The following is a 25,406-nucleotide window of genomic DNA, read 5'->3' as shown; positions in this document are numbered from 1 at the left end:
TTTTGTAAACTGTTAAACTTAAATAATTTTTTAATTTAAACAATTTAATTATAACAGTTTTTCATAATTTTTTCCATAACTTGATCCTATAAAATTTCGTTTAGTAAACTAACTGGTATTTTTATTAAAAAAATTGAAAAAATATATTAAAAAACAAATAGAAAATTAAGTAAAGCATATTATAAATGATAATAAAATTTAAGATTGCTGAGAGGTAAAAAGATGTCTACGATTAGAGATGTTGCAAGGCGCGCAGGAGTTTCAATTGCTACTGTTTCAAGGATTTTGAATAATGATGAGTATTTTGGGGTTACAGCAGAAACTAAGCGAAGGGTACTGGAAGCCGTTAAGGAGCTAAATTATAAGAAAAAAAATACAAAAAGAAAAAGTACGCAGTTAAATATTTCAATTATAAAGTCCTTTGATGAAAGGATAGAAAGTGAGGATCCATATTTTGTATCATTACGGCTGGATTTGGAATATGCGTTGAAGAAAAAAGGGATAAAAAGTAAAGTTTTTGAGTTGCAGACATTTGAAAAAAATGAGGAAATTTTGATGAATTTCATTATTTCCAGTGCCATTGTTGTGATTGGGGAAATAAAAAGAAGCCAGCTGGATTTTTTAAAGTCGCTGAATGATAATATTATTTGTGTGGATGCCTATAATTTTGATAATTCTATTGACTATATAAAATTTGATATGAAACATTCAGTAAAAATTGTAATTGATTATTTGACGAAACTGGGGCATAAAAAAATTGGTTTGCTTGGTGGAAGAAATCAAATAGTTAGAAATCTTGTGGATTTTCGCGAGCAGTATTTTATTGAAATTATGAAGGAATATGAACTGTATGATGAAAAATTTGTAAAAGTGGACGAATTTTCTGCAGAATCAGGATACAGAATGATGAGGGAAATGCTTAAGTTAAAAGAACGGCCAACTGCAGTATTTTGTGCAAATGACTCTATTGCCATGGGAGCTTATAAAGCTGTAAGGGAGAGGAAACTAAAAATTTTTGATGATATTTCGATTATTGGATTTAATGACTTAAAAATCTCCCAATATATGAATCCACCACTAACAACACTTAGAATTGATACAAAAATTATTGCCGAAGAAACAATAAATGTACTAGTGGAACTTATAGAACACAATAGAAGTTACAGGAAAAAGGTTTATTTGCCTGTGGAACTGATTGAAAGGGAGAGCTGTGGAAGTATTTGATGGGGACAATAAATGTCCTCGTTTTTTATTTTTGTTTCATTTTTTTTAAATTTTAGAAGAATAATTATATCTTTACTTTTCAGTTTTTATACTAAATTTTGTTTAAATAATGAATTTATTATAAATCTTTTTGATAAAGAATAAAAAATAAAAAAGTTGAATAATTATGAATTAGTTGTCAAATAACTCTGTTATAAAAATTTGTTTCTATTTTTAAAAGGAGCTTAGTCTTAAAATGATGTTACTACTTTTCAAATTAAAAAATTTACAAAAAAAATTAAATTTCAAATCAAGAAAAAACTTATATGTTTACCAAAATCAATTTTTAAAATAAATATAAAATTATAAACAAAAAAATTTTGTTTACTAAACAACCCTTATTTTTAGGGGTGTTGACGTGTTGTAATTTCGATTTTTTGGGGTATATTTCAATTGTGAGATAAATAATATATTATTTGGAAAAAGTAAAACTACGTAGAGAAAAAATTAGAAAATGGAGGAAAAATAATGAAAGTTGTATTAGGTGCTGACGTAGATGGTAAAGAATTAAAAGATATTGTCAAAGATTACTTGATTCAAAATGGATTTGATGTTGTTGACAAATCAGCAGATAGAGATTTTGTTGATACGACAGTTGCAGTAGCTAAGGAAGTTCTTGCAGACGAGGATAGTCTTGGGGTTGTATTTGATGCGTATGGCGATGGAAGTTTTATGGTGGCTACAAAGATAAAGGGAATGATTGCTGCAGAAGTTTCAGATGAACGTTCAGCATATATGACAAGAGGACATAATAATTCAAGAATAATAACTATGGGTTCTAAAATTGTCGGAACAGAACTTGCTAAAAATATTGTAAAGGAATTTTTAAGAGCAGGATATGATGGCGGTAGACATCAAATAAGAGTGGATATGTTAAATAAAATGTGTTAATTAGGACAAAAGAATTGAGTAAATATGTATAGATAAATTTAAATTATGAATGAAAAAGGATGGTAAAGATATGAAAATAGCTATTGGATGTGATCATATTGTAACAGATGTGAAAATTGCATTGTCAGATTTTTTGAAATCTAAAGGTTATGAAGTATTAGATTGTGGAACTTATGACTTTACACGTACTCATTATCCAATTTATGGAAAAAGAGTTGGAGAAGCTGTTGTCAGCGGAAAAGCTGATTTAGGAGTATGTATATGTGGAACAGGTGTTGGAATTAATAATGGTGTAAATAAAGTTCCTGGAGTACGTTCAGCATTAGTGCGTGATATGACGACTGCAATTCATGCAAAAGAATATTTAAATGCAAATGTTATTGGATTTGGTGGGAAGATAATAGGAGAACTACTATTATTTGATATCGTGGAAGCTTTTATAAAGGCTGAGTATAAAAAAAATGATGAAAGTGAAAAACTGATTGCAAAAATAAAAGAAGTGGAAACTATAAATCCTGAACAGAAAAATGATAATTTTTTCAATGAATTCTTGGAAAAATGGGACAGAGGAGATTATAAAGATTAAAGGGGCTGGATAAAATGATTTTAACTGTAACAATGAATCCGTCTGTTGATATTTCATATCCTTTGGAAAAATTTAATTTAGATACAGTAAACAGAATTTCTAAAGTAAGCAAGACACCTGGAGGAAAAGGTCTGAATGTAACAAGAGTGTTAAAACAGCTAGAGGATAAAGTTGTTGCGACAGGGCTTATAGGCGGGGCTTTAGGAATGGATATTCAGAAAAAATTAACAGAAATGGGAATAGAAAACAAATTTTTTGAAATTTCAGGGGAAACTAGAAACTGTATTGCAATTCTACACGAAGGAAATCAGACAGAAATTTTGGAAAATGGGCCTACAATCAGTCAATCTGAAAGTGAAAAATTTTTGGAATACTTTGAAAAATTAGTACAAGAAGTTGAAATTATTTCGATTTCAGGAAGTTTGCCTAATGGGCTGGAAGATGACTATTATTCAAAAATGATTCAAATTTGTAATACATATGAAAAGCCTGTTGTACTTGACTGCTCAGGAAAAGCGTTGCTGGAAGTTTTAAAGCATGAATATAAGCCAAAAGTTATAAAGCCTAATACAGAAGAATTATCGCAGTTGATTGGGAAAGAAGTATCGAAAGACATTGGAGAATTAAAGGAAACTTTGAAAAATGAATTATTTGACGGAATTGAATGGATTATAGTTTCGCTCGGAGCAGACGGCGCTTTTGCAAAGCATAATGATAAATTTTACAAAGTTAATATTCCAAAAATAGAAGTTGTAAATCCTGTAGGTTCTGGCGATTCCACAGTGGCTGGAATTACATCGGCAATTTATGAAAATGCAAGTGACGAAAATTTATTGAAGAAGGCTAATACGCTGGGAATGTTAAATGCGATGGAAAAATTGACAGGATTTGTAAATTTGGAAAATTATGAAAAAGTATTTAGCAAAATTGAGATAGTTGAATATTAAACGAAATTTATAAGGAGGAATAAATAATGAAATTAACTGAACAAAAAAGAAAATATTTAGAAAATTTAAGTGATAAAAATGGATTTATATCAGCGTTAGCAATTGACCAAAGAGGAGCTTTGAAAAAGATGTTAAATAAACATCAAGAATCTGAAGCAACAGCTGAACAAATAAAGGAGTTTAAAGTATTAGTTTCAAAACATTTAACAAAATATTCTTCTTCAATTTTATTAGATCCTGAATACGGATTGGATGCAGCAAAAGCTAGAGATAAAGATGCTGGATTATTATTAGCTTATGAAAAGACAGGATATGATGCAAATGCAGTTGGAAGATTGCCAGACTGCCTTGTTGAGTGGTCGGCTAAAAGGCTAAAAGAAGAAGGGGCAGATACAGTAAAATTTTTATTGTATTATGACGTAGATGAAAGTGAAGAAATTAATATTCAGAAAAAAGCATATATGGAAAGAGTAGGAGCTGAATGTGTCGCAGAAGATATACCTTTCTTTTTGGAAATTTTAAGTTACGACTGTAAAATTGATGACAACAGCACGGCAGAATATGCAAAAGTAAAACCTAGAAAAGTTATTGAAGCAATGAAAGTATTTTCAGATCCGAGATACAATGTTGATGTTTTAAAAGTGGAAGTTCCAGTAAATATGAAATTTGTAGAAGGGTTTAGCGATGGAGAAACTGTTTATACAAAAGAAGAAGCTGCAAATTACTTCAAACTTCAGGAAGAAGCAACATCATTGCCATATATTTACCTAAGTGCTGGAGTAAGTGCAAAACTTTTTCAGGAGACATTAAAATTTGCTCATGATTCAGGTGCTAAATTTAATGGAGTACTATGTGGAAGAGCTACTTGGGCAAATGGAGTAGAAGTGTTTGCTAAGGAAGGTGAAAAAGCAACTGTGGAATGGTTGAATACAATTGGAAGAAAAAACATCGAAGAACTAAATGAAGTGGTTGAAAGAACAGCAACATCTTGGAAGGAAAAATAAGATTTTAGAAAAATCAAAAATAAAAAAAACAAAAGTAAGAATTAAAAAAATATAGTTAGAAAAATAAAAATATTATGTAAAAAGGGAGAGAATTATGACTAAAGAAGATGTTACAATGGTTGGATTTGAAATAGTGGCTTATGCAGGAGATGCAAGATCTAAATTGATGACAGCATTAAATAAAGCACAAAATGGAGAGTTCGAAGAAGCAGAAAATTTAGTAAAAGAAGCTGAGGAATGTTTGGTTGGTGCTCATAATTCACAAACAGATATTTTAGGTAAAGAAGCAGCTGGAGAAAATTTGGAAATGAGTTTTATTATGGTTCATGGACAGGATCATTTAATGACGACAATATTATTGAAAGAATTAATGAAACATTTGATAGAATTATATAAAAGAGGAGCAAAGTAAATGAAAAAACTGATTGAATTTATAGAAAAAGGAAAGCCTTTTTTTGAAAAATTATCTCGGAATATATATTTAAGAGCGATTCGTGATGGTTTTATAGCTGGTATGCCAGTTATACTATTTTCTAGTATTTTTATCTTAATTGCTTATGTACCAAATGCTTTTGGATTTTTTTGGCCAAAAAATATAGAGGCTTTATTAATGAAACCATACGGTTATTCTATGGGAATCTTAGCATTTTTAGTAGCAGGAACAACAGCTAAATCATTAACAGATTCTGTAAATCGTTCTATGCCGGCAACTAATCAAATTAATTATCTTTCTACACTTTTAGCTTCAATGGTTGGACTGCTGTTATTAGCGGCAGATCCGATTGAAGGTGGAATTTCAACTGGATTCTTAGGTACAAAAGGACTTTTAACTGCATTTTTAGCAGCATTTATAATTGTAACAATTTATAAATTCTGTGTAAAAAACGAAGTAACTATAAAAATGCCGTCAGAAGTTCCACCTAATATTTCACAAGTTTTTAAAGATGTAATACCATTTACTTTATCAATAGTATTACTTTATGTTCTTGAGATTTTTGTGCGTCACTTTATTGGAACAGGAGTTGCAGAAGCAGTAGGTAAACTTTTTGGACCATTATTTTCAGCAGCTGATGGATATGTAGGAATTACTATTATATTTGGAGCTTATGCTTTCTTCTGGTTTGTCGGAATTCATGGGCCTTCAATTGTAGAGCCAGCTATTGCAGTTGTTACTTATGCTAATATAGATGCAAATTTAAACCTTATGAGGGCTGGACATCATGCAGATAAAATTTTGACTTCAGGAACACAAATGTTTATAGTTACAATGGGAGGAACTGGAGCCACTTTAATTGTACCATTTATGTTCATGTGGCTTTGTAAATCCAAGAGAAATAAAGCTATTGGACGTGCTTCTGCTGTACCTACATTCTTTGGTGTAAATGAGCCAATTCTATTTGGTGCTCCAATTGTATTAAATCCTGTATTCTTTATACCGTTTATTTTTGCACCAATAGTAAATGTGTGGATTTTTAAAATATTTATAGACGTACTTGGAATGAACAGTTTTACTGCTAATCTTCCATGGACAACTCCAGGACCACTGGGTATAATATTAGGAACAAATCTTCAAGTACTATCATTTGTTTTAGCAGCACTTTTAATTGTTGTAGATTTTATTATCTATTATCCGTTTGTAAAAGTATACGATAAGCAGATTCTTGAGGAAGAACGTTTAGGAAAAACAAACGATGAATTAAAAGAAAAAGTTGCTGCAAATTTCAACACTAAAAAAGCAGATAACATTCTTGAAAAAGCTGGTGTTGTTCAAAATAATATAACGAAAGAAACAAATGTACTTGTATTATGTGCTGGTGGAGGGACAAGCGGACTTTTGGCCAACGCTTTAAATAAGGCGGCAAAAGAACATAATGTTCCAGTTAAAGCTGCAGCAGGTGGATATGGTGCACACCGTGAAATACTTCCTGAATTTGATTTAGTTATTCTTGCACCGCAAGTTGCATCAAATTTTGAAGATATGAAGGCAGAAACTGATAAATTAGGAATTAAGTTAGCAAAAACCGAAGGGGCTCAATATATTAGTTTGACTCGTGACGGTAAAGGTGCATTAGATTTTGTACAAGCACAATTTGAAGATTAATTAATATATTTTAATACTAAGAGAGGTTTAATTATGTCAAAAAAATTACCAGAAGATTTTATTTTCGGTGGAGCGACAGCAGCATATCAGGCTGAAGGTGCAATCAAAACTGATGGGAAGGGACCAGTTGCATGGGATAAATTTTTAGAAGAAAACTATTGGTATACGGCAGAACCTGCGAGTGATTTTTATCATCAATATCCAGTCGATTTGAAACTTTGTGAAGAGTTCGGTATAAATGGAATAAGAATTTCAATTGCATGGTCAAGAATTTTTCCTGAAGGTTATGGCAAAGTGAACCACAAAGGAGTGGAATTTTACCATAAATTGTTTGCAGAGTGTAAAAAAAGAAATGTTGAACCATTTGTAACACTTCATCATTTTGATACGCCAGAAGTTTTACATTCAAATGGAGATTTCTTAAATCGTGAAAATATAGAACATTTTGTAGATTATGCTAAATTTTGTTTTGAAGAATTTACTGAAGTAAACTATTGGACAACGTTTAATGAAATAGGACCTATTGGCGACGGACAATATTTGGTTGGAAAATTTCCGCCAGGAATAAAATATGACTTTGAAAAATTGTTTCAGTCACATCATAATATGGTTTTGGCACATGCAAAAGCAGTAAATTTATTTAAGCAAAATGGATACAATGGGGAAATAGGAATGGTTTGTGCATTGCCGACAAAATATCCTTATGATCCAAGCAATCCTAAAGATGTGAAAGCCGCAGAACTGGACGATATTATTCATAATAAATTTATTTTGGATGCTACTTTTAAAGGTGAATATTCAAAAGAAACAATGGATGGTGTGAATCATATTTTAAAAGTTAATGGCGGAAAATTAGATTTAAGGGCAGAAGATTTTGAAGAATTGAAAACTGCAAAAGATTTGAACGATTTTCTTGGAATAAACTATTATATGAGTGACTGGATGGCTGAATATGATGGTGAAACTGAAATTATTCACAATGCAACAGGAAATAAAGGAAGTTCTAAATATCAGATAAAAGGGGTAGGCCAAAGAAAAGCCAATGAAAGTATCCCAAGAACTGACTGGGACTGGATAATTTATCCGCAAGGTCTTTATGATCAAATCTCAAGAGTTAAAAGAGATTATCCAAATTACAAAAAAATCTATATTACTGAAAATGGTTTAGGCTATAAAGACGTTTTTGAAGATAATACAGTATATGACGATGCAAGAATAGATTATATAAGACAACATTTGGAAGTAATTTCAGATGCAATAAAAGATGGAGCAAACGTAAAAGGCTACTTCCTCTGGTCACTAATGGACGTTTTCTCATGGTCAAATGGTTATGAAAAACGTTACGGACTATTTTACGTAGACTTTGAAACACAAAAGCGTTATCCAAAGAAAAGTGCCTATTGGTATAAAAAAGTATCAGAAACAAAAGAAGTTTAAAAAATTTATATATTTGAATTTTTTCGTGTGAGAGTGTAAAAGCTCTCACATTTTAATTTATTTTTAGAGTGACAAACCCTGTAAAATTATTATAACAAAAAAATACTTGACAAAAAACGATTACTGTTGTAAACTATATAATGTAAAAAGATTACAAACGTAAACATTAAAGGAGGTGAGAACGTGAAAAAAAATTGCAGAATCGATAAAAAACAGCATATAACCGATGCAGAATGGGAAGTAATGCGAGTTGTGTGGGCAAATAGCGAAGTTACGAGCAAGTTTGTGGCAGAGGTGCTTTGTGAGAAAATGAACTGGAAACAGGCTACAATAAAGACGCTGTTGAATCGGCTGCTGGAAAAGAATATTTTGAAAAAGAGGGAAATTGGGAACAAGTATATTTATTTGACAGATTTTACAGAAAAGGAAGTTGCTAACAGTTATATATTAGGAACTTTTGATAAAATTTGTAAAACGAAAGTTGGAGAAATGATAGGGAAAGTTATTGAGAACAGTGAACTGAGTTTTGACGACTTGGATTTGATTTTAAAGGCTGTAGAGGAAAGGAGGAAAACGGCTGTGGAAGAAGTTTTGTGTGATTGTGTTGAAGGGCAGTGTAATTGTGAGCATAATGGACATAAGCATATTTAAGATATAGTGTACTAAATGAAATCACAAGAGTAATTTGTTATTTTAGTAATAGACTTGTTAGGAAAACTGTAAGTGTTAATAAAGTAAGGTATTATGAAGTAAGGAGTTTTAACTCCTTCTCAAAATAAAAAGAAGAACATATTTAGTAAGTATAAAATTTGATAACTGGAGGTATAGAATGAATATTCTAGCGGGAAAAACTAAATACGAATTCGGTGTGAATAGAATTTTGAATGAAACAAGTAACCAATTAGATTTTGAATCAATAAACAAAAGACTTAATTATATTGAAAATAAAAAAGGAAATCAGCTAAGTTGTATGAGAAATATAGGTTTCTCATATTTACAACTATCTTCAAAAAAATTATTTGTAGAAAAGGATATAAAAACTTGTAGATATTATTGCTATATAATTGCTAAATTGGAATTTTTATCAAAACCATTAGATGAGAAAGTATTTTTGGATAATTCAGATTTATTTTATATGCTGATGTCAAATAATCCTGATTTTATAGTGTTTTTAAAAAATAATATAGAGGAAATACAACCTAATGATTATGATTCAGAAAAAGATATTTATAAAAATTTAACTAATACATATGGAGATTTTTTTATAACAAGGACAACTTTATTAGCAATGATTGGTGATTTTGAAGAAGTGAAAAAGCGATGTTCAGTATATTTGAAAAAATCTAAAAATTTTAGAGATAGTTATTATAGATACCGTGTTTATGGAATGGAATTTTTGAAGGCTTTAGCATTAAAGGATATTGAAAAAATGAAAGAAACGATAGATATGATGATGATGCCTAAAATAGCAAAGGTATTGGTTAAAGATCGTATTACTAACTATAGTTTTTATTTACATATTTATGTTATAATATATGCAAAAATAGCATTGCTTCATGGATTTGATTTAGGTATAGACAATGAAGTTGCCCCTAAAGAAATAATTGATAATACTCCATTAGAAAGTTATGAAGATCCATACGATTTTATGAAAAAATTTGATTTAAAAACAATAACTCCAAAAGAATGGAGAGAATGGACAGAAAGTTATTCAACATTTATACCAATTGATTAAGAGGTGATAAGATTATGTCAGAGATAATAGACTTTTACACAAGAATTAAATATAAAAAAGATAATATGATAAAAGAAGATGATATACTGGATGATTTGGATATCTATGATGCTATACTAGAACTTGAATATGATACAATTGTTTATTATGATGAAAAACTTCTAACATTACAGGGACGTGCCAATTGGAGTTATGCAAGAACTTTTTCTCCAAGTCAGGAAAGAAATGAACTTCAAGAAGTTGCAAAAGATAAAGGAATAGATAATTTATACTATATTTTTTGCAGTTATTCACTATCAATGGGAATAGTGTATGGGATCATAAATTTTGATATTAATAATAATGCTATTTATGAAAAAATTTTTAAGAAAGAAAACTATGAAGAAGTTTTAGAAAAATTAGCTCCTGGATTAGTTAAAAAATTTCAAGTGCTTAACGAAGAGGAAGAAGAGTATACTGATGACGGTAAAGATCTTGATGATATTGTGGAAGAAATGGATGATAAAATAAGCAAGTACTGCTATCAAGAATTTATTAAATTTATAAATGAAACAAAGTTAGAGGAATTAGATTTTAATTGTTAATGAATTTTTGAAAAAATGAAAGGAGCATAACATGAAAACAGAAAATTATACAGTAACTGGAATGAGCTGTGCATCTTGTGCCAATGCTGTGGAAAAGGCACTTAATAAAAATAATAATATTAATGCTTCAGTTAATTTTGCAACTGAAAAATTGAATATTGAATATGATGAGAAGAAGTACAATTTTGATAAAATTAGGGAAATAGTGGAGTCGGCTGGGTATGGACTGGTTGAGGATATGACAGAAGATAAAAAGATGGAACTTTATCAAGAGAAAATAAAAAGCTTGAAAAATCGATTAATTTTGGCAATTATTTTTGTTGTTCCACTTTTGTATATTTCGATGGGGCATATGCTTGGGGCAGTACTTCCTGAATTTTTGAATCCTAAGGTAAATCCGCTTAATTTTGCTTTGGCACAGTTTGTGTTGACTTTGCCTATTATTTATGCTGGGAGAGATTTTTTTTCACATGGATTTAAAAATTTAGTAAGAAAATCTCCAACAATGGATTCATTAATTGCTATTGGGTCAACGGCGGCGGTACTCTATGGAATTTACGCAACTTTTGGAATTGTAATTGTAGACCCTGAAGCACATATGGATTTATATTATGAGTCAGCTGGTGCAATTATTACGTTAATCTTGTTTGGAAAACTGCTGGAGGCAAAAACAAAAGGTCAAACTTCATCGGCAATAAAAAAACTTATCGGACTTCAACCTAAAAAGGCTAAAATTATTGAAAATGGAGCGGAAAAGGAAGTTCTGATTGAAAACTTAAAAGTTGGAGATATTGTTATTGTGAAGCCGGGAGAAAAAATTGCGGTGGATGGAAGAATTGTGGAAGGGGCGACTTCTGTTGATGAGTCAATGTTGACAGGAGAAAGTTTGCCAGTAAGCAAAAAAGTTGGAGATAAGGTTGTTGGAGGAAGTATAAATAAAAATGGAAGTATCAGATTTGAGGCGACTGAAATTGGTAAAAATACAGTTTTGTCACAAATTATAAAGCTGGTTGAGGAGGCACAGGGTTCAAAGGCTCCTATTTCTCGAATGGCAGACATTGTGTCGGCATATTTTGTGCCGATTGTTATTGGGATTGCGATAATTACAGGAATTGCTTGGTTTCTGAGTGGAAGTGGATTGGTTACTGCATTGTCGTTTTTCATCGCTGTACTTGTAATTGCGTGTCCGTGTGCATTGGGACTTGCAACACCTACATCAATAATGGTTGGAACTGGAAAAGGGGCTGAAAACGGTATCCTTATCAAAAGTGGAGAAGCTCTTGAAACAGCATACAAAATAAAAACAGTTGTATTTGACAAGACTGGTACGATTACGAAAGGAAAGCCTATACTTACTAATTTGATTGCTTATGGGAAATATAATGAAAATGAATTGTTAAAAATTGCTGCAAGTGTGGAAAATGATTCAGAACACCCATTGGCAGAAGCAATCGTAAACGAAGCAAAAGAGAAAAATATTGAAATTAAGCCGTATGAAAAATTTAGGGCAATGCCAGGTTACGGTATTCGTGCAACATTTGAAGGCAAGGAAGTTCAAATTGGAAATAGAAAATTGATGGAAAATCGAAAAATCAATGTGGAAATTTCTCAAAAAGATTATGATATTTTGTCGAATGAAGGAAAAACGCCAATGTACATTTCGATTGATAACGAATTGGCAGGACTTGTTGCAGTTGCAGATGTTATCAAGGAAACAAGCAAGGAAGCTATAGAAAAACTGAAAAAAATGGGAATCAAGACAATAATGCTAACTGGAGATAACGAAAAAACTGCCAAATTTATCGCAAAACAAGTGGGAATAGATGATGTAATTTCAGAAGTGCTGCCTAATCAGAAATCTCAAAAAGTAAAGGAACTTCAGGAAAAAGATGAATTTGTTGCAATGGTTGGAGACGGAATTAACGATTCACCAGCACTTGCTCAGGCAAACGTTGGAATTGCGATAGGAAATGGAACAGATGTTGCGATAGAATCAGCTGATATTGTCTTAATTAGAAACGATTTGAGAGATGTTGCGGGTTCAATAGCATTAAGTAAAGCAACAATCACAAATATAAAGGAAAATCTATTTTGGGCATTCTTTTATAACGTACTTGGAATACCATTTGCCGCTGGAATATTTTATGCATTTTTCAATGGACCAAAATTGGATCCTATGATAGCGGCTTTTGCAATGTCATTTAGTTCAGTATCTGTTTTGGGTAATGCTTTAAGATTGAAATTTTTTAAAGTGAAATAATATTTCGGAAAATAGATTGAATTTGATGACATATTTATGATATTATTTTTATAAGATGTAAGTAATATGGAGACAAAATTAAGAAATTTAACAAAGAAAGTTGAGAATAAATCAGTAAAAATTGCAGAAGATAAGGAATTGGAAATAATTTCTTCTAAAGTTTTGAAGAAGTATAAAAAAACATTTGAGAAATTGACGAAATGATTCCTGTATAAAAAAATATAAAATTTTAGTATTGATTTTTTTTTGAAAAATGATATAATATTTTTGAATAAAAAACAATCTATATGCTTATAGAAAAAATGCGGAAAATCCCTCGTTCTTAATTGAATGGGGGTATTTTTTATGATATAATATTCTGTCGATTAAGCTCCGCAAACTTAAACGACAACAAAGCATATAGATTTGGGGTGGTCAAGATGATTAATCAAGACTGGACTGTTTTATTGGCTATAATCATTCTTTTCTTAATTTTTAGCCATCAAAGATAGTCAGCTTGAATTGATTTTCTCCTACCTTTGCCCACTGGTTATTTATAACTAGTGGGTTTAATTTTTAATTTTTTAATAGGTAAGAAAATATTGGAAATTGTTGATAAATTAAATATAACATTTATTAAAGTTAAAATTTTATTGTTGACAATTTTGGAAAATTATATTAAAATAAATTGTAATGATTACAAAATTAAATAAATTATTATGAAATAAATAAAAATTAAATTTGGAGGTATGGAAAATGGATTTTAGCTTGAATCTTGGTGCTTTAAATGAAGGGAAATTAGCAAAAATTGATGAAAATAAGCTTTATGATGTAACTGTAGTTGGTTCTGGGCCTGCGGCTGTCTCTGCAGCAATTTATGCGGCTAGAAAAGGGCTTAATGTAGCGATGGTTGGAGTGAAAATTGGTGGACAAGTTCTTGATACAAATGAAATTGAGAATATTATCGGAACTGTTTTGACAACTGGAGCTAAATTTGCAGAAACTTTGGAAAAACATTTAAAAGAGCATGAAATTGCATTTAAAGAAGGGCATTTAGTAAAAGAGATAAAAGAAGATGGAAAAGATAAGATCTTGGTAACTGATGATGGAAAAAGTTATAAAACAAAAACAGTTATCGTAGCAACTGGAGCAAAACCTAGAAGTTTAAATATCCCTGGAGAGGCTGAATATGTTGGTAAAGGAGTGCATTACTGCTCAACTTGTGACGGACCTTTTTATAAAGGGCTAGATGTGGCTGTAATTGGTGGAGGAAATTCAGGTGTAGAAGCAGCGCTTGATTTATCTGGAATTGCAAAATCAGTTACATTAATCGAATTTATGCCAGAATTAAAGGCAGATAAAGTTCTACAGGAAAAATTAGCTGAGCAGCCAAATGTAAAAACTATTTTAAATTCTGCAACAGTTAAAGTGAATGGAAATGAATTTGTTGAAAGCATTGTTTATAAAAGTAGAGAAACTGATGAAGAAAAAACATTGAATGTAGAAGGTATGTTTGTGGAAATTGGGTTGTCACCAAGAAGCGAAGTTGTAAAAGACTTGGTTGAAACAAATAAAATTGGAGAAATTGTAATTAATCCTGAAAATAATTCAACTTCTGTAGCTGGAATCTTTGCTGCGGGAGATGTTACAAACATCAGACAAAAACAAATTATTATTGCAATGGGAGAGGGTGCAAAAGCTGCATTAGGAGCATTCGAATATCTAATTACAAAATATTAATTATTAAAAAATAGGGAGTCAAGGAACTGCCCTATTTTTATTTAAAAAGAAGTAAGTATAAAGTTACTAATATAGTTAATTAATAAACATATTTAAAGTAATAATATTAAAAAATCTTTATTTTCATCATTATCCATTTTCCAATTCTTTCCATCATTTACAGATTTAACAGTTATAGTTATTCCAATATAGTTAAAATGATTATATTCAAATTTTTTTAGTTTGTCTCAATATATTATACAATCTATGAATATCTAAAAGTTTTAGTTGTTATTTTTTAAAGTCTTAAGAATGTTGTAGCAAATTTAAAATAGATAATAAGTGTTACAGCATCTGAAATAGTAGTTATTAAAGGAGTTGCCATAACAGCTGGATCTGCTTTTAAAATTTTTGCTCCAAGTGGAAGCAATGCTCCTACTATTTTTGAGATTATTATTGTAAATACAAGAGTTATTGAAACAATAAAGGCGATTGTCGGATTTATTTTTTCTAAAGTAATTAGTCTTACAAAATTTAAAACTGATAGGACTATTGAAACCATAATACCTATTGAGAATTCTTTTTTAAGTACTTTGAATGCATCTTTTGGAGAAATTTCCCCTAGTGCTAGTGAACGGATTACAACAGTTGAAGATTGTGAACCAACATTTCCTCCGCTTGACATTAACATTGGAATAAATGCTGTCAAAATAATTGATTTTGCAAGTACTTTTTCATATCCCTGTATTATATTTCCTGAAATTGTATCAGAAATCATAAGGACTGCAAGCCATCCAATTCTTTGTCTTGCCATTGTAAAAACGCTTGTCTTTAAGTAAGAATCATCAGTGGAAGAAGTAATCCCTGCCATTTTATGAAAATCTTCAGTAACTTCCTGATCGACAACATCCATTACGTCATCTACTGTAATAATTCCTAAAATTCTGCCTTCATGATCTACAACGGGCATAACAATAAAATCATATTTTTTGAACAAATCTGCGACAACTTCCTGATCGTCATCTGTGTGAACACTTACAAATTTTTTGTTCATAATATCTTCAATTACTGTACTGTCTTTTTTTGCAATTAATTCTTTGAGTGAAAGTACTCCCTCAAGTTTTCCATTTTCACTTGTAACATAGCATGTATATATATTTTCTTTATCTTTTCCTGTTTTTCTTAATAATTCAATTGCTTCTGAAACAGTCATATTTTTTTGAAAATCGACATATTCAGTTGTCATAATGCTTCCTGCTGAATTTTCAGGATACTTTAATAGTTGATTTATTAAATGTCTATCTTTTTTATCAGTATTTTTCAATATTTTCTTTACAACATTAGACGGCATTTCTTCAATAATGTCAACAATATCATCAAAGTACAGTTCATCAAAGATTTCACGTGTTTCAATATCAGTCGATGCATGAATAATCATTTCTTGACGTTCTGAATCCAAATATGGAAATACATCTGCCGCTTTATCTTTTTTCAACAGTCTAAAAATCATTATCACAAGTTCAGGCGATTTGAACTGATTTAATATATCAGAAATTTCAACTGTATTTAATTCGTTTAATTGTTTTTTTATTTCGAAGTATTTTTTTTCTTTCAAAAGAGCTTCAATTATTTCTTTCATTTTTCCTCCTTACTTTCCTATTTTTTATTTATAGATACTTAATATTTATTTTATGATGTTGCTCAAAAATATAGCTGCGAATCTAAAATAGATAGTAAGAGTTAAGGCATCAAGTATTGTAGTTATTAATGGACCTGCCATTATTGCTGGATCCATTTTAAATGTTTTGGCAATGATAGGCAAGAAAGCACCTATTATTTTCGAAATTATAACTACAAAGACAAGAGTTACCGAAACTGTTATGGCAACATTCAAAGGAGTTTTTGTCAAAGATATAATCCTTAGAAAATTAATTGCTGCCAGAACAATGGCGACTATAAATGAAATAAGAAACTCTTTTCTTAGTATTTTAAAAGTATCTTTTATATTGACCTCTCCTAATGCTAAAGCACGGACTACAATGGTTGAAGATTGTGCTCCTGCATTTCCTCCAGTATCCATAAGCATTGGAATAAATGAGGAAAGTATAACTACAGACTGTAGTACATCCTCGTAACTTTTTATAATTCTTCCTGTAAATGTGGCAGAAATCATAAGCACAATAAGCCAGCTGATTCTCTGCCTTGCCATAGTAAAAGCGCTTGTCTTAAGGTAAGATTCCTCAACTGGTGAAATTCCGGCCATTTTATGAAAATCTTCTGTTGCTTCCTGTTCCACAACGTCCATTATATCGTCAATTGTAATAATTCCTAAAAGTCTATTTTCATCATCTGTAACTGGAAGAACAATAAGATTATATTTTTTTATTATTTCAGCAACTTTTTCCTGATCATCATTTGTGTGTACACTTATTACATTTTTATTCATAATACTTTGGACGGGAACGTCATCTTCACTCGTAATAAGTTCCTTTAAGGAAATTACTCCTTCTAGTTTTCTAACTTCATCAATTACATAACAAGTATAAACATTTTCCATATCTTCAACAGTATTTCTGATTTTTGAAATTGCTTGAGATACAGTCATGTCCTTTTTTAAATCCATGTATTCAGTTGTCATAATACTTCCAGCTGAATTATCAGGATATTTTAACAATTGGTTTATCAAATGTCTATCTTTCGCATCAGTATTTTTCAAAATCTTTTTTACTACATTTGACGGCATTTCTTCAATAATATCGACAATATCATCAAAATAAAGTTCATCAAATATATTTTTTGTTTCGACATCAGTCATAGTGTTAATAATCATTTCCTGATGGTCTGTATCCAAATATGAAAACACATCTGCTGCCCTGTTTTTGGAAAGTAGCCGAAAAATCATTATTAATTCAGAAGATTCAAACTGATTTAACAGTTCTGAAACTTCAACAGTATTTAATTCATTCAAATATTTTCTAATTTCAAAATATTTTTTTTCATTTATAAGTGTTTGAATAGTGTTGTTTTCCATTATTATCTCCTTTCTTTTTTGTAATTTGTTAAAGTTTTTTACTTCTTATGCAAATTAAAAATTAGGAGAATAACAACACGAAGAGCTTCCCTTTATTTGCATAGGTTAGTAAATTTTAGATTATTCAGTTTCTCTTCCGGGACTTCTTCGTTCAAAACATTCACCTCCATAAAATATAAAATCAGCATAAATTTCTAAAAAATGAACTTTATGCCCATAAAATTTTATCAGACAAACCAATGATTGTCAATAAATTTCTAAGAAATTTCTTTTAATAAAAAAAGGGACTCAATTTAAGAGTTTCCCTTTAATTGTAATTATTTATGCAGATAATAAAAATCAGTCTTTTACGTATATTTTCTTTACCCTTCCTGTATAAACTATATGAGGCTCTTCCTTTGTGTATAGTTTTTCAGGTATGTTCTTATCTATGAAGTTTTCAGGTTTTATATCATCTATATATAATTTTTCGGCTACAATAACTAATTTTGCTTCTTCAAATGCAGGCACACCATCTAAAAATATTGGATTAAATCCAACTTCTGCGATTTTGTCTACATCTCTTCCTGATTTTAATCCAAGTACATGAAGTTCCTTTTTATAACCATTAAAAAAACTTAAAGAAAAACAATTTTGCTCATCTACAAATTTTTTAGTATATCTTGTAGGTCTTATATAAACTGAAATAACAGGACCTCGCCAAAGGTATCCCATCATTCCCCACGTGACAGTCATTGTATTTATCCCGTTCTCATCTCCCGCCGTGACAAGACACCAGTCTTTACCTGTACTTGTAAAAGGATTTAAATCAAAATCCTGAATTTTAATCTCATGAAATCCCATTGTGAACACCTCCATAATTTCTCATTTTGTATTAAAATTTTAAATTAAATAGATTTAAATGTAGTATACCATAATAATCTACATATTACAAATATGAACTATTATTTTAGATTTTTCCCTTTTTATAAACTAGTGTTACTAAAAATATATTGTCAATTTTTAACAGTTGAATATTTTTATTTAAGAGTCTCCTATATTTCTTCATCTATAGTAGAAGCTTTTTAAAATAAAAAATGTAACTAACAGTTAAGTTAATTACATTTCTTTGCTTATTTTAGATAAATTTAATTAAACAAATTAATGTTTATGTCCGCAACCACAAGAATGTGAGTGCATATCGATTACCATACGTCCCTGAATTTTTCCTTCTTCCATTTCTTTAAAGATTTCAGGAGCTTCATCAATAGTTCTTGTTTGAACTACAGGAACAACCAATCCTTCTGCTCCAAATTGGAATGCTTCTTTTAAGTCTTCCCTTGTTCCAACAAGTGATCCGATTACTTCGATACCATCTAATACTGTTTTTACGATTGGCAAGTCCATAGTTTCTGATGGAAGTCCAACTGCAACAACTTTACCAGCGGCTCTTACTGAATCAATAGCTTGGTTAAATGCAACTTTTGATACAGCAGTAACTACAGCAATATGAGCCCCAAGTCCGCTTAATTCCTTAATTTTTGCAACAGGATCTTCTTTTTTACCATTTATAATATAGTCAGCTCCAACTTCTTTTGCAAGTGCTAATTTGTCATCATTTATGTCAATAGCAATTACGTGAGTATTAAATACTTTTTTAGCATATTGAACTGCCAAGTTTCCTAATCCTCCTGCACCGTAGATTACTACCCATTGTCCAGGTTGAGGTTTTCCAACTTTTATTGCTTTATAAGTTGTAACTCCTGCACAAGTGATACTGCTGGCTTGAGCTGGATCTAATCCTTCTGGAACTTTTACTGCATAATCAGCTGTAACTATACATTGTTCAGCCATTCCTCCGTCAGCAGAATATCCTGCGTTTATTACATCTCTACACAATGTTTCTTGTCCATTGATACAGTATTCACATCTTCCACAACCTTCAAAAAACCAAGCAATACTTACTCTATCTCCAGGTTTTAAAGATGTTACACCATCTGCAACTTCTCTTACAATTCCAATTCCTTCATGTCCCAAAACTCTTCCAGGAACTTTTCCAAAATCTCCATGAGCCACATGTAAATCAGTATGGCAAACACCGCAATATTCCACATCAACTAACGCTTCTCCCGCTTTTAGTCCTCTTAATTCTTTTTCTACAACTTCTATTCCAGTTCCTTCTTGATTAACTACTACCGCTTTCATTATACTATTTCCTTTCAGCTTTTTAAATTCATATTGATATATGTGAATATGTTCATATAATAATATATACCTCATAAATTTAAAAAAGTCAAATATTTTTTAATAATTTTTTTATAATTTGAGATGTTAAAGTAATATATAAAAGAAGAAACACCTAGTAAAAATAATACATCAAAATTTCCTAAAAATTAGAAATTATCATTATTATTTGAAATTAAAATTTTAAGTGATAAAATTATATCTATTATCGAAATTATTGGTAAAAGAAAAGATGAAAAAATTGAATAAAATTTTTGTTATAATTTCATTTTTTGAATCTTGACAAAAGGAGAAAACAAGTTATACTTACTAATAGATAGTAAAGAAATGTTTCGGAGGTCAAAATGACGTATACAAATTTAAGAGATACTTTGCAAAATAAAAATGTTGCTAAAAAAGTTCAAGAATGTATTGAATATACAAATATAAATTTAGAGGAACTAAAAAAGCTTGATGGTGGAGCGTATGATATTGATTTAGGAATAAAAATGCATGTAAATGCTTACGAAACTGGCACAGAGGAAGATAAAATCATGGAAACCCATCTAAAAAATTTGGATGTACAAATAATGCTTTGTGGAGAGGAATATGTGGCATTTAACACTTCAAATAATATGAAAGTTGAGAAAATAGAAGAAGAAAAAGATTTAGTTATTTACTCAGGTAATGTTTTATTTAATGTTCTGTTAAAAGAGGGAGACATTTTAATTCTGTATCCAAATGATGTGCATATGCCAGGATTAAAAGTGAAGGAATCAAAGAAAATAAAAAAACTTGTCTTTAAAGTACCATTAAAGGAACTTTAATTTTTTATTTTTAATTAAAATAATTTTAGTCTTTATTAGACCTGTTTGATAACGATATTAAATTTGAAAATACAATGAGATAAATATTTCTCTAAAAGGATTGAGACATCTTACTTAGAGATAAAAAATATAAAGTTGCCGAACAAGTCTATTATTATTTCAAGTTTTGCTTAGATGTATCTAAGTTATTATTAAATTAAAAAAACTTTTGTTTTAAAGTAATCATTTTTTGGAAAGGAGGGAAAAAAGTGAATGTAAAAAAGGTTTTTTCGGATGAATTACCATCATGCTATGCAGTTAATCGTATTCAAAAAGATGATAAAGATTATTTGCTGGTGGCATCAGAAGTTGAAAATTCTTGTTTTGCTTATGATATAAATGATAATTTTTCAAAAAAAATTGTCTGGGATACTGTAGGTGGGACAATGAGCATTATTCAAGTGCCAGGTACGCTGGATTTCTTAGCAACTCAAAAATTTTATCCAGGTTTCAATTCAAAAGAATGTCAAATTGTTTATGGAAAATATAAAGATGAAAAATGGGAAGTCAAAAAAATTTCAGATTTTCCGTATTTGCATAGGTTTGATTTGATAAAACAAAAAGATGGAAAAATATTATTTGTTGGTTGTACGATTGCAAATTCTAAAAAATTTGTCGAAGATTGGTCTGATAAAGGTAAAATTTTTGTTGGTGAATTTGATTTAGGTAGTGCAGAATTAACAAATTTGAAAGAATTGCCGTTAAGATTGTTAAAAAATCATGGATATTATGAAGTTCAAAAAGAAGGATACTCACTTATTACAGCTGTGGAAGGAATTGTGAAATTAACTTATCCTGAGTATTCAGACACAGAAGACTGGAGACTTGATATAATTTTTGGCGAAGAAACGAGTGATATTGTTCAAGTTGATTTGGATGGCGATTCTCAAAAGGAAAATGTTATAATTCAAGGATTTCATGGAGATACACTTAGAGTTTTTAATGAAGATTTTTCAAAAGAATTATATAAATATCCAGACCCAACAGAGTTTGGACATGCTATCTGGGGTGGAAAATTACAAGGTAAAAATGTATTTTTGTATGGTTATAGAAGTGGAAAAGCTGATTTGTCGCTGTTTAGTTATGAAAATGGAAAATTTGTTCAAAATATAATTGAAGAAAAATGTGCATCAAGTAATGCAATAGCCTTTGAAAAAACTGGAAAAGCATATGTATTTTCGGCAAATAATGGAAATCATAAAGTGACGCTTTATGAAATTTCAGAAATTTAAAATTTTAGTGATAAATAAAAATATAGGAGGTATCAAATGGCAAAAGAAAAAGTATTAGTAACAGGGATTGTACCAAAAGAAGGACTTACAGAATTAATGGAAAAATTTGATGTGACTTATTCAGAAGAACCTTTCACTAGAGAATATGTGCTGGAAAATCTTCATAAATATGATGCACTTTTATTGATGGGGCAAAAAGCAGACAAAGAGCTTATAGAAGCTGGAGAAAATTTGAAATTAATTTCTTTAAATGCGGTAGGGTTTGACCATGTTGATATTGAATTTGCAAAAAGCAAGGGAATTGTAGTTTCAAATTCACCACAGGCAGTGAGAGTTCCTACAGCGGAAATGACTTTTGCACTGTTGCTGGCCGCAGCAAAAAGATTGGCATTTTACGATAAAATCGTAAGAGATGGAAATTGGATTGATCCAAGTGAAAGAAAATATCAAGGATTATCATTGGAAGGAGCAACTTTAGGAGTTTATGGATTTGGAAGAATTGGACAAACAGTTGCAAAATTAGCTCAAAGTTTTGGTATGAAAGTTTTGTATCACGACACTTTTAGACTTAGTGAAGAGAAGGAAAAAGAATTAAATGTAAAATATGTTGAGTTTGATGAGTTATTGGGAAATTCTGATGTAATAACAATCCATGCTCCTGGATTACCTACTACAAAAGGTAAATTTAATAAAGAAGCGTTCAAAAAAATGAAAAATAGAAGCTACCTTATAAATGCCGCTCGTGGACCAATTGTAGTGGAAGCTGATTTGGTGGAAGCGCTCAAAACAGGAGAAATTGCCGGAGCAGGGCTTGATGTGTTTGAGTTTGAACCTAAAGTTTCAGAAGAATTAAGAGCCTTAGACAGTGTGATTATGGCACCTCACGCTGGAACAGGAACTGTTGAAGGAAGAATAACTTTGGCAAAAGAAGCAGCTGACAACATTATTGAATTTTTTGCAGGAAATGCAAGAAATGTAGTAAATCCGTAAAAAATTAAAATAAAAATTTTAAGGAGAAAATTATGTTAAAAGTATTTAGTGATATATTTAATACGCTGGGACCAGCAGTAGTTGTACCTATAATGATTTTTGTAGTAAGTGTAGCACTTGGAGTACAAGTTAAAAAATCTATTATGAGCGGACTTTATGCAGGTATTGGTCTTACAGGATTTGGATGGGTAATAGGAAGTTTTGCGCCAGCAGTAACTCAGTTAGTTGATCAAATGGTAAAAGCTACAGGATTAAAGTTGGAAGTTGTGGATATGGGTTGGCAAATGGGTTCTAAACTTTCATTTTCAACAACTATTGGACTTTCATTTTTTGTATTTGGATTATTAATTGAAATTCTGTTATTTGTAATTGGAGTAACTCGTGTATTTGTTCCATCAAATTTATGGAATAATTTTGGATATATGATTTGGGGAGCAATGGCATATCAATTTACTCAAAATTTTGCATTGTCATTTGCATTTATGATTTTTATGTTACTTTACTCACTGCTTTTATCAGAAACAGTTGCTGATAGATGGTCTGAATATTATGGAGTTAAAAATGCAACAATCAATTCAATTCATAATGTAGAATCATTAGTTCCAGCGATTATTCTTGATCCTCTGTGGAATTTATTGGGACTTCACAAATCAAAATTAAATCCAGAAACATTAAAGAGAAAATTGGGAGTTTTTGGAGAACCGACAATGCTTGGAGCAATTTTAGGACTTATTATGGGAGTTTTTGGGAATATAAAATCATTAGGAACTTTAGCTGCCTGGGGACAAATTTTAGGATTTGCTGTTGCATTATCAGCTGTTATGACAATATTTCCATTGATTACAGGAGTATTTGCAAAAGCGTTTGGACCACTTGCAGAAGCAGTTGAAAAAAATAAAAAGCAAGATGCTTCAAATGAACGTGAAACTGATAAAAGAAGATGGTTTATTGCAGTTGATGATGGAGTAGGATTTGGAGAACCTGCAACAATTATCGCAGGAGTGTTATTAATTCCTGTTATGGCAATACTGTCATTTGTTTTGCCAGGAAATAAGACATTGCCAATGGTTGATTTAATCGCAATTCCTTTTATAATTGAAGCAATGATAGCTGTTACTAAAGGAAATATTTTAAAAACAATATTAAATGGAATAATTTGGCTAAGTTTAGGACTTTATGCAAGTAGTTTTATAGCACCGTATTATACAAGTGCGGCAATTGCAACAAAAGCTTTACCTGCAGGGGCAGCATTAATAGCAAGTTTTAATTTGACAGCTAGACCGCTGAATGCACTAATTTTCTTTGCTTGGATTTCAGGAAATCCTATATTAATAGGAATTACAATAGTTGTATATCTAGTAGGACTATTCTTTTTAAGAACAAAACGAGAAAGTATCTATGCTTATTTGAAAAAAATGGCTGATAAAAACAGTGGATTTGAAGGAAGTAAAGAAAAAATATTTATGGGACAAGATTAAATTAGAAAAATTGAATTATAATTATGTAATTAAAGGAGAAAAAATATGAAAAAAATAGATGCACATGCACATATTGTAAAAGCAGTTGCTGGATTCAATAAAAAAGGGAGAATGACTCCGCTTGGAAATGGAAAAGTAATATGGGATGATGGAGATGTAACTCAGTTATTTCCTGAAGGTTATGGAGATACAGAATTTACAGCAGAATCATTTTTAAAGTTGCTGGATGAAAATGGTATTGAAAAATCTGTACTTTTACAAGGACATTTACATGGATATCAAAATTATTACACTTATCTCACAATAAAAAAATACCCAGAAAGATTTATAGGAGCCTTTTCAGTAGATCCTTATGCTAAGGAAGCGCTTGAAATTACTAAAAGATATGTAGAAGTTTTAGGGTTTAGAGCAATAAAATTTGAAATAAGTGAAGATGGAGGAATTCATGGATATAGAAATACAAATCCATTTAGACTAGATACAGATCCGTTTGTAACAAGATTATTTAACTATTTGGCGGATTATCCTGGATTTGTTGTTACAGTAGATTATGGTAATTGGGATCAAATAAGCCATCAGCCACAAGCGATTGCAAATCTTGCAAAACTTTATCCTAATATTGATTTTGTAGTTTGTCATTTATCATTCCCACATGCGGCAACTCCTGAAAGAGTGAGAGCGGATCTTAATATGTGGAAGGAATATCCTAATATTTATACTGATTTATCAGCTATTCAAGATATAGATAGTCCTGAAGATTATCCATTTCCAAATTCGTACAAAAATGTAACTATTGCAAAAGAAATTTTGGGAGCAAAACGACTTATTTGGGGAACAGATTCTCCTTGGTCTGCAACATTTAACACTTATAATGAATTAGCAACTTGGCTTGAAAATGTAGATATTTTTACAAAAGAAGAATTAGAGGATGTTTTCTATAATAATGCTCAGAGAGTATACTTTAAACCTGAAGCAGTAAAAGCTATAAAAGAATCTGTTGATTCTGCAACAGAAGGAATAGATATAAATATTTAAGAATTTTAAAATATTTAATTTGAAATACAAGGAGCTTTTGCTTCTTGTATTTCTTAATGTTGACTT

At 30.5% G+C, this 25,406-nt stretch carries 23 protein-coding genes; 19 read left to right on the top strand and 4 right to left on the bottom strand.

Annotated features, from left to right (window positions below; genetic code table 11):
- The first annotated feature begins 222 nt into the window (after positions 1-222).
- From AB8B23_RS09560 to AB8B23_RS09495, 14 genes are all read left to right on the top strand, one after another.
- Entirely contained in the window at positions 223-1,224 is a 1,002-nt protein-coding gene (locus tag AB8B23_RS09560) for a LacI family DNA-binding transcriptional regulator (protein WP_369712559.1), read from the top strand.
- Between the two features lie 507 nt (positions 1,225-1,731).
- Positions 1,732-2,154 (top strand): galactose-6-phosphate isomerase subunit LacA, encoded by a 423-nt coding sequence (gene lacA, locus AB8B23_RS09555; protein ID WP_369712558.1) that lies wholly within the window; start codon positions 1,732-1,734, stop codon positions 2,152-2,154.
- 70 nt (positions 2,155-2,224) lie between these two features.
- Positions 2,225-2,740 (top strand): galactose-6-phosphate isomerase subunit LacB, encoded by a 516-nt coding sequence (gene lacB, locus AB8B23_RS09550; RefSeq protein ID WP_369712557.1) that lies wholly within the window; start codon positions 2,225-2,227, stop codon positions 2,738-2,740.
- A gap of 14 nt (positions 2,741-2,754) precedes the next feature.
- Positions 2,755-3,687 carry a tagatose-6-phosphate kinase gene (locus tag AB8B23_RS09545; RefSeq protein ID WP_369712556.1) on the top strand — a complete coding sequence of 311 codons (933 nt, stop codon included), beginning with the start codon at positions 2,755-2,757 and terminating at the stop codon, positions 3,685-3,687.
- 26 nt (positions 3,688-3,713) lie between these two features.
- Positions 3,714-4,691 (top strand): tagatose-bisphosphate aldolase, encoded by a 978-nt coding sequence (gene lacD, locus AB8B23_RS09540; protein WP_369712555.1) that lies wholly within the window; start codon positions 3,714-3,716, stop codon positions 4,689-4,691.
- A gap of 94 nt (positions 4,692-4,785) precedes the next feature.
- Complete coding sequence (locus tag AB8B23_RS09535) at positions 4,786-5,103, top strand: PTS lactose/cellobiose transporter subunit IIA (protein ID WP_021744668.1); 318 nt, start codon at positions 4,786-4,788, stop codon at positions 5,101-5,103.
- Complete coding sequence (locus AB8B23_RS09530) at positions 5,104-6,792, top strand: lactose-specific PTS transporter subunit EIIC (protein ID WP_314114143.1); 1,689 nt, start codon at positions 5,104-5,106, stop codon at positions 6,790-6,792.
- A 33-nt stretch (positions 6,793-6,825) separates the two neighbouring features.
- Positions 6,826-8,229, top strand: a complete 1,404-nt coding sequence (gene lacG, locus AB8B23_RS09525; protein ID WP_369712554.1) for a 6-phospho-beta-galactosidase — start codon at positions 6,826-6,828, stop codon at positions 8,227-8,229.
- Between the two features lie 183 nt (positions 8,230-8,412).
- The gene (locus tag AB8B23_RS09520) at positions 8,413-8,880 is read left to right on the top strand and encodes a CopY/TcrY family copper transport repressor (RefSeq protein ID WP_369712553.1); all 468 of its coding nucleotides are present in this window, start codon (positions 8,413-8,415) and stop codon (positions 8,878-8,880) included.
- 178 nt (positions 8,881-9,058) lie between these two features.
- Positions 9,059-9,964: an Imm49 family immunity protein gene (locus AB8B23_RS09515; RefSeq protein WP_369712551.1), complete on the top strand. Its 906-nt coding sequence runs from the start codon at positions 9,059-9,061 to the stop codon at positions 9,962-9,964.
- A gap of 14 nt (positions 9,965-9,978) precedes the next feature.
- Positions 9,979-10,548 (top strand): hypothetical protein, encoded by a 570-nt coding sequence (locus tag AB8B23_RS09510; protein ID WP_369712550.1) that lies wholly within the window; start codon positions 9,979-9,981, stop codon positions 10,546-10,548.
- Between the two features lie 31 nt (positions 10,549-10,579).
- A complete protein-coding gene (locus tag AB8B23_RS09505) occupies positions 10,580-12,808 on the top strand; it encodes a heavy metal translocating P-type ATPase (RefSeq protein WP_369712549.1) in 2,229 nt (742 codons plus the stop codon).
- Between the two features lie 66 nt (positions 12,809-12,874).
- Positions 12,875-13,012: a hypothetical protein gene (locus AB8B23_RS09500; protein ID WP_178936259.1), complete on the top strand. Its 138-nt coding sequence runs from the start codon at positions 12,875-12,877 to the stop codon at positions 13,010-13,012.
- Between the two features lie 531 nt (positions 13,013-13,543).
- The gene (locus AB8B23_RS09495) at positions 13,544-14,527 is read left to right on the top strand and encodes an FAD-dependent oxidoreductase (RefSeq protein WP_369712548.1); all 984 of its coding nucleotides are present in this window, start codon (positions 13,544-13,546) and stop codon (positions 14,525-14,527) included.
- A gap of 277 nt (positions 14,528-14,804) precedes the next feature.
- Here the strand turns inward: AB8B23_RS09495 and mgtE (AB8B23_RS09490) are convergent, their stop codons facing one another.
- The 4 genes from mgtE (AB8B23_RS09490) to adhP all read right to left on the bottom strand — a co-directional run bounded on the left by mgtE (AB8B23_RS09490) (position 14,805) and on the right by adhP (position 19,721).
- Positions 14,805-16,145 (bottom strand): magnesium transporter, encoded by a 1,341-nt coding sequence (gene mgtE / locus AB8B23_RS09490; protein WP_369712547.1) that lies wholly within the window; start codon positions 16,143-16,145, stop codon positions 14,805-14,807.
- A 45-nt stretch (positions 16,146-16,190) separates the two neighbouring features.
- Positions 16,191-17,537, bottom strand: coding sequence for a magnesium transporter (gene mgtE / locus AB8B23_RS09485; RefSeq protein WP_369712546.1), 1,347 nt, complete (start codon positions 17,535-17,537; stop codon positions 16,191-16,193).
- 339 nt (positions 17,538-17,876) lie between these two features.
- Entirely contained in the window at positions 17,877-18,380 is a 504-nt protein-coding gene (locus AB8B23_RS09480; protein ID WP_369712545.1) for a flavin reductase, read from the bottom strand.
- A 297-nt stretch (positions 18,381-18,677) separates the two neighbouring features.
- Positions 18,678-19,721, bottom strand: coding sequence for an alcohol dehydrogenase AdhP (adhP, locus tag AB8B23_RS09475; protein WP_369712544.1), 1,044 nt, complete (start codon positions 19,719-19,721; stop codon positions 18,678-18,680).
- A 383-nt stretch (positions 19,722-20,104) separates the two neighbouring features.
- Here adhP and AB8B23_RS09470 point away from each other — a divergent pair, with 383 nt between their 5' ends.
- The 5 genes from AB8B23_RS09470 (at position 20,105) to AB8B23_RS09450 (ending at position 25,340) form a co-directional block, all read left to right on the top strand.
- Positions 20,105-20,566 (top strand): YhcH/YjgK/YiaL family protein, encoded by a 462-nt coding sequence (locus AB8B23_RS09470; RefSeq protein ID WP_369712543.1) that lies wholly within the window; start codon positions 20,105-20,107, stop codon positions 20,564-20,566.
- A 248-nt stretch (positions 20,567-20,814) separates the two neighbouring features.
- Complete coding sequence (locus AB8B23_RS09465; RefSeq protein ID WP_369712542.1) at positions 20,815-21,837, top strand: hypothetical protein; 1,023 nt, start codon at positions 20,815-20,817, stop codon at positions 21,835-21,837.
- Positions 21,838-21,873: 36 nt separating this feature from the next.
- Complete coding sequence (locus AB8B23_RS09460; RefSeq protein WP_369712541.1) at positions 21,874-22,827, top strand: NAD(P)-dependent oxidoreductase; 954 nt, start codon at positions 21,874-21,876, stop codon at positions 22,825-22,827.
- 32 nt (positions 22,828-22,859) lie between these two features.
- A complete protein-coding gene (locus AB8B23_RS09455; protein ID WP_369712540.1) occupies positions 22,860-24,305 on the top strand; it encodes a PTS galactitol transporter subunit IIC in 1,446 nt (481 codons plus the stop codon).
- A gap of 45 nt (positions 24,306-24,350) precedes the next feature.
- Positions 24,351-25,340, top strand: a complete 990-nt coding sequence (locus AB8B23_RS09450) for an amidohydrolase family protein (RefSeq protein ID WP_369712539.1) — start codon at positions 24,351-24,353, stop codon at positions 25,338-25,340.
- Positions 25,341-25,406 lie beyond the last annotated feature (66 nt).

The sequence above is a fragment of the Leptotrichia sp. HSP-342 genome (assembly GCF_041199995.1).
GTDB lineage: Bacteria > Fusobacteriota > Fusobacteriia > Fusobacteriales > Leptotrichiaceae > Leptotrichia > Leptotrichia mesophila.
This window is presented reverse-complemented; position numbering and strand designations above follow the sequence as displayed.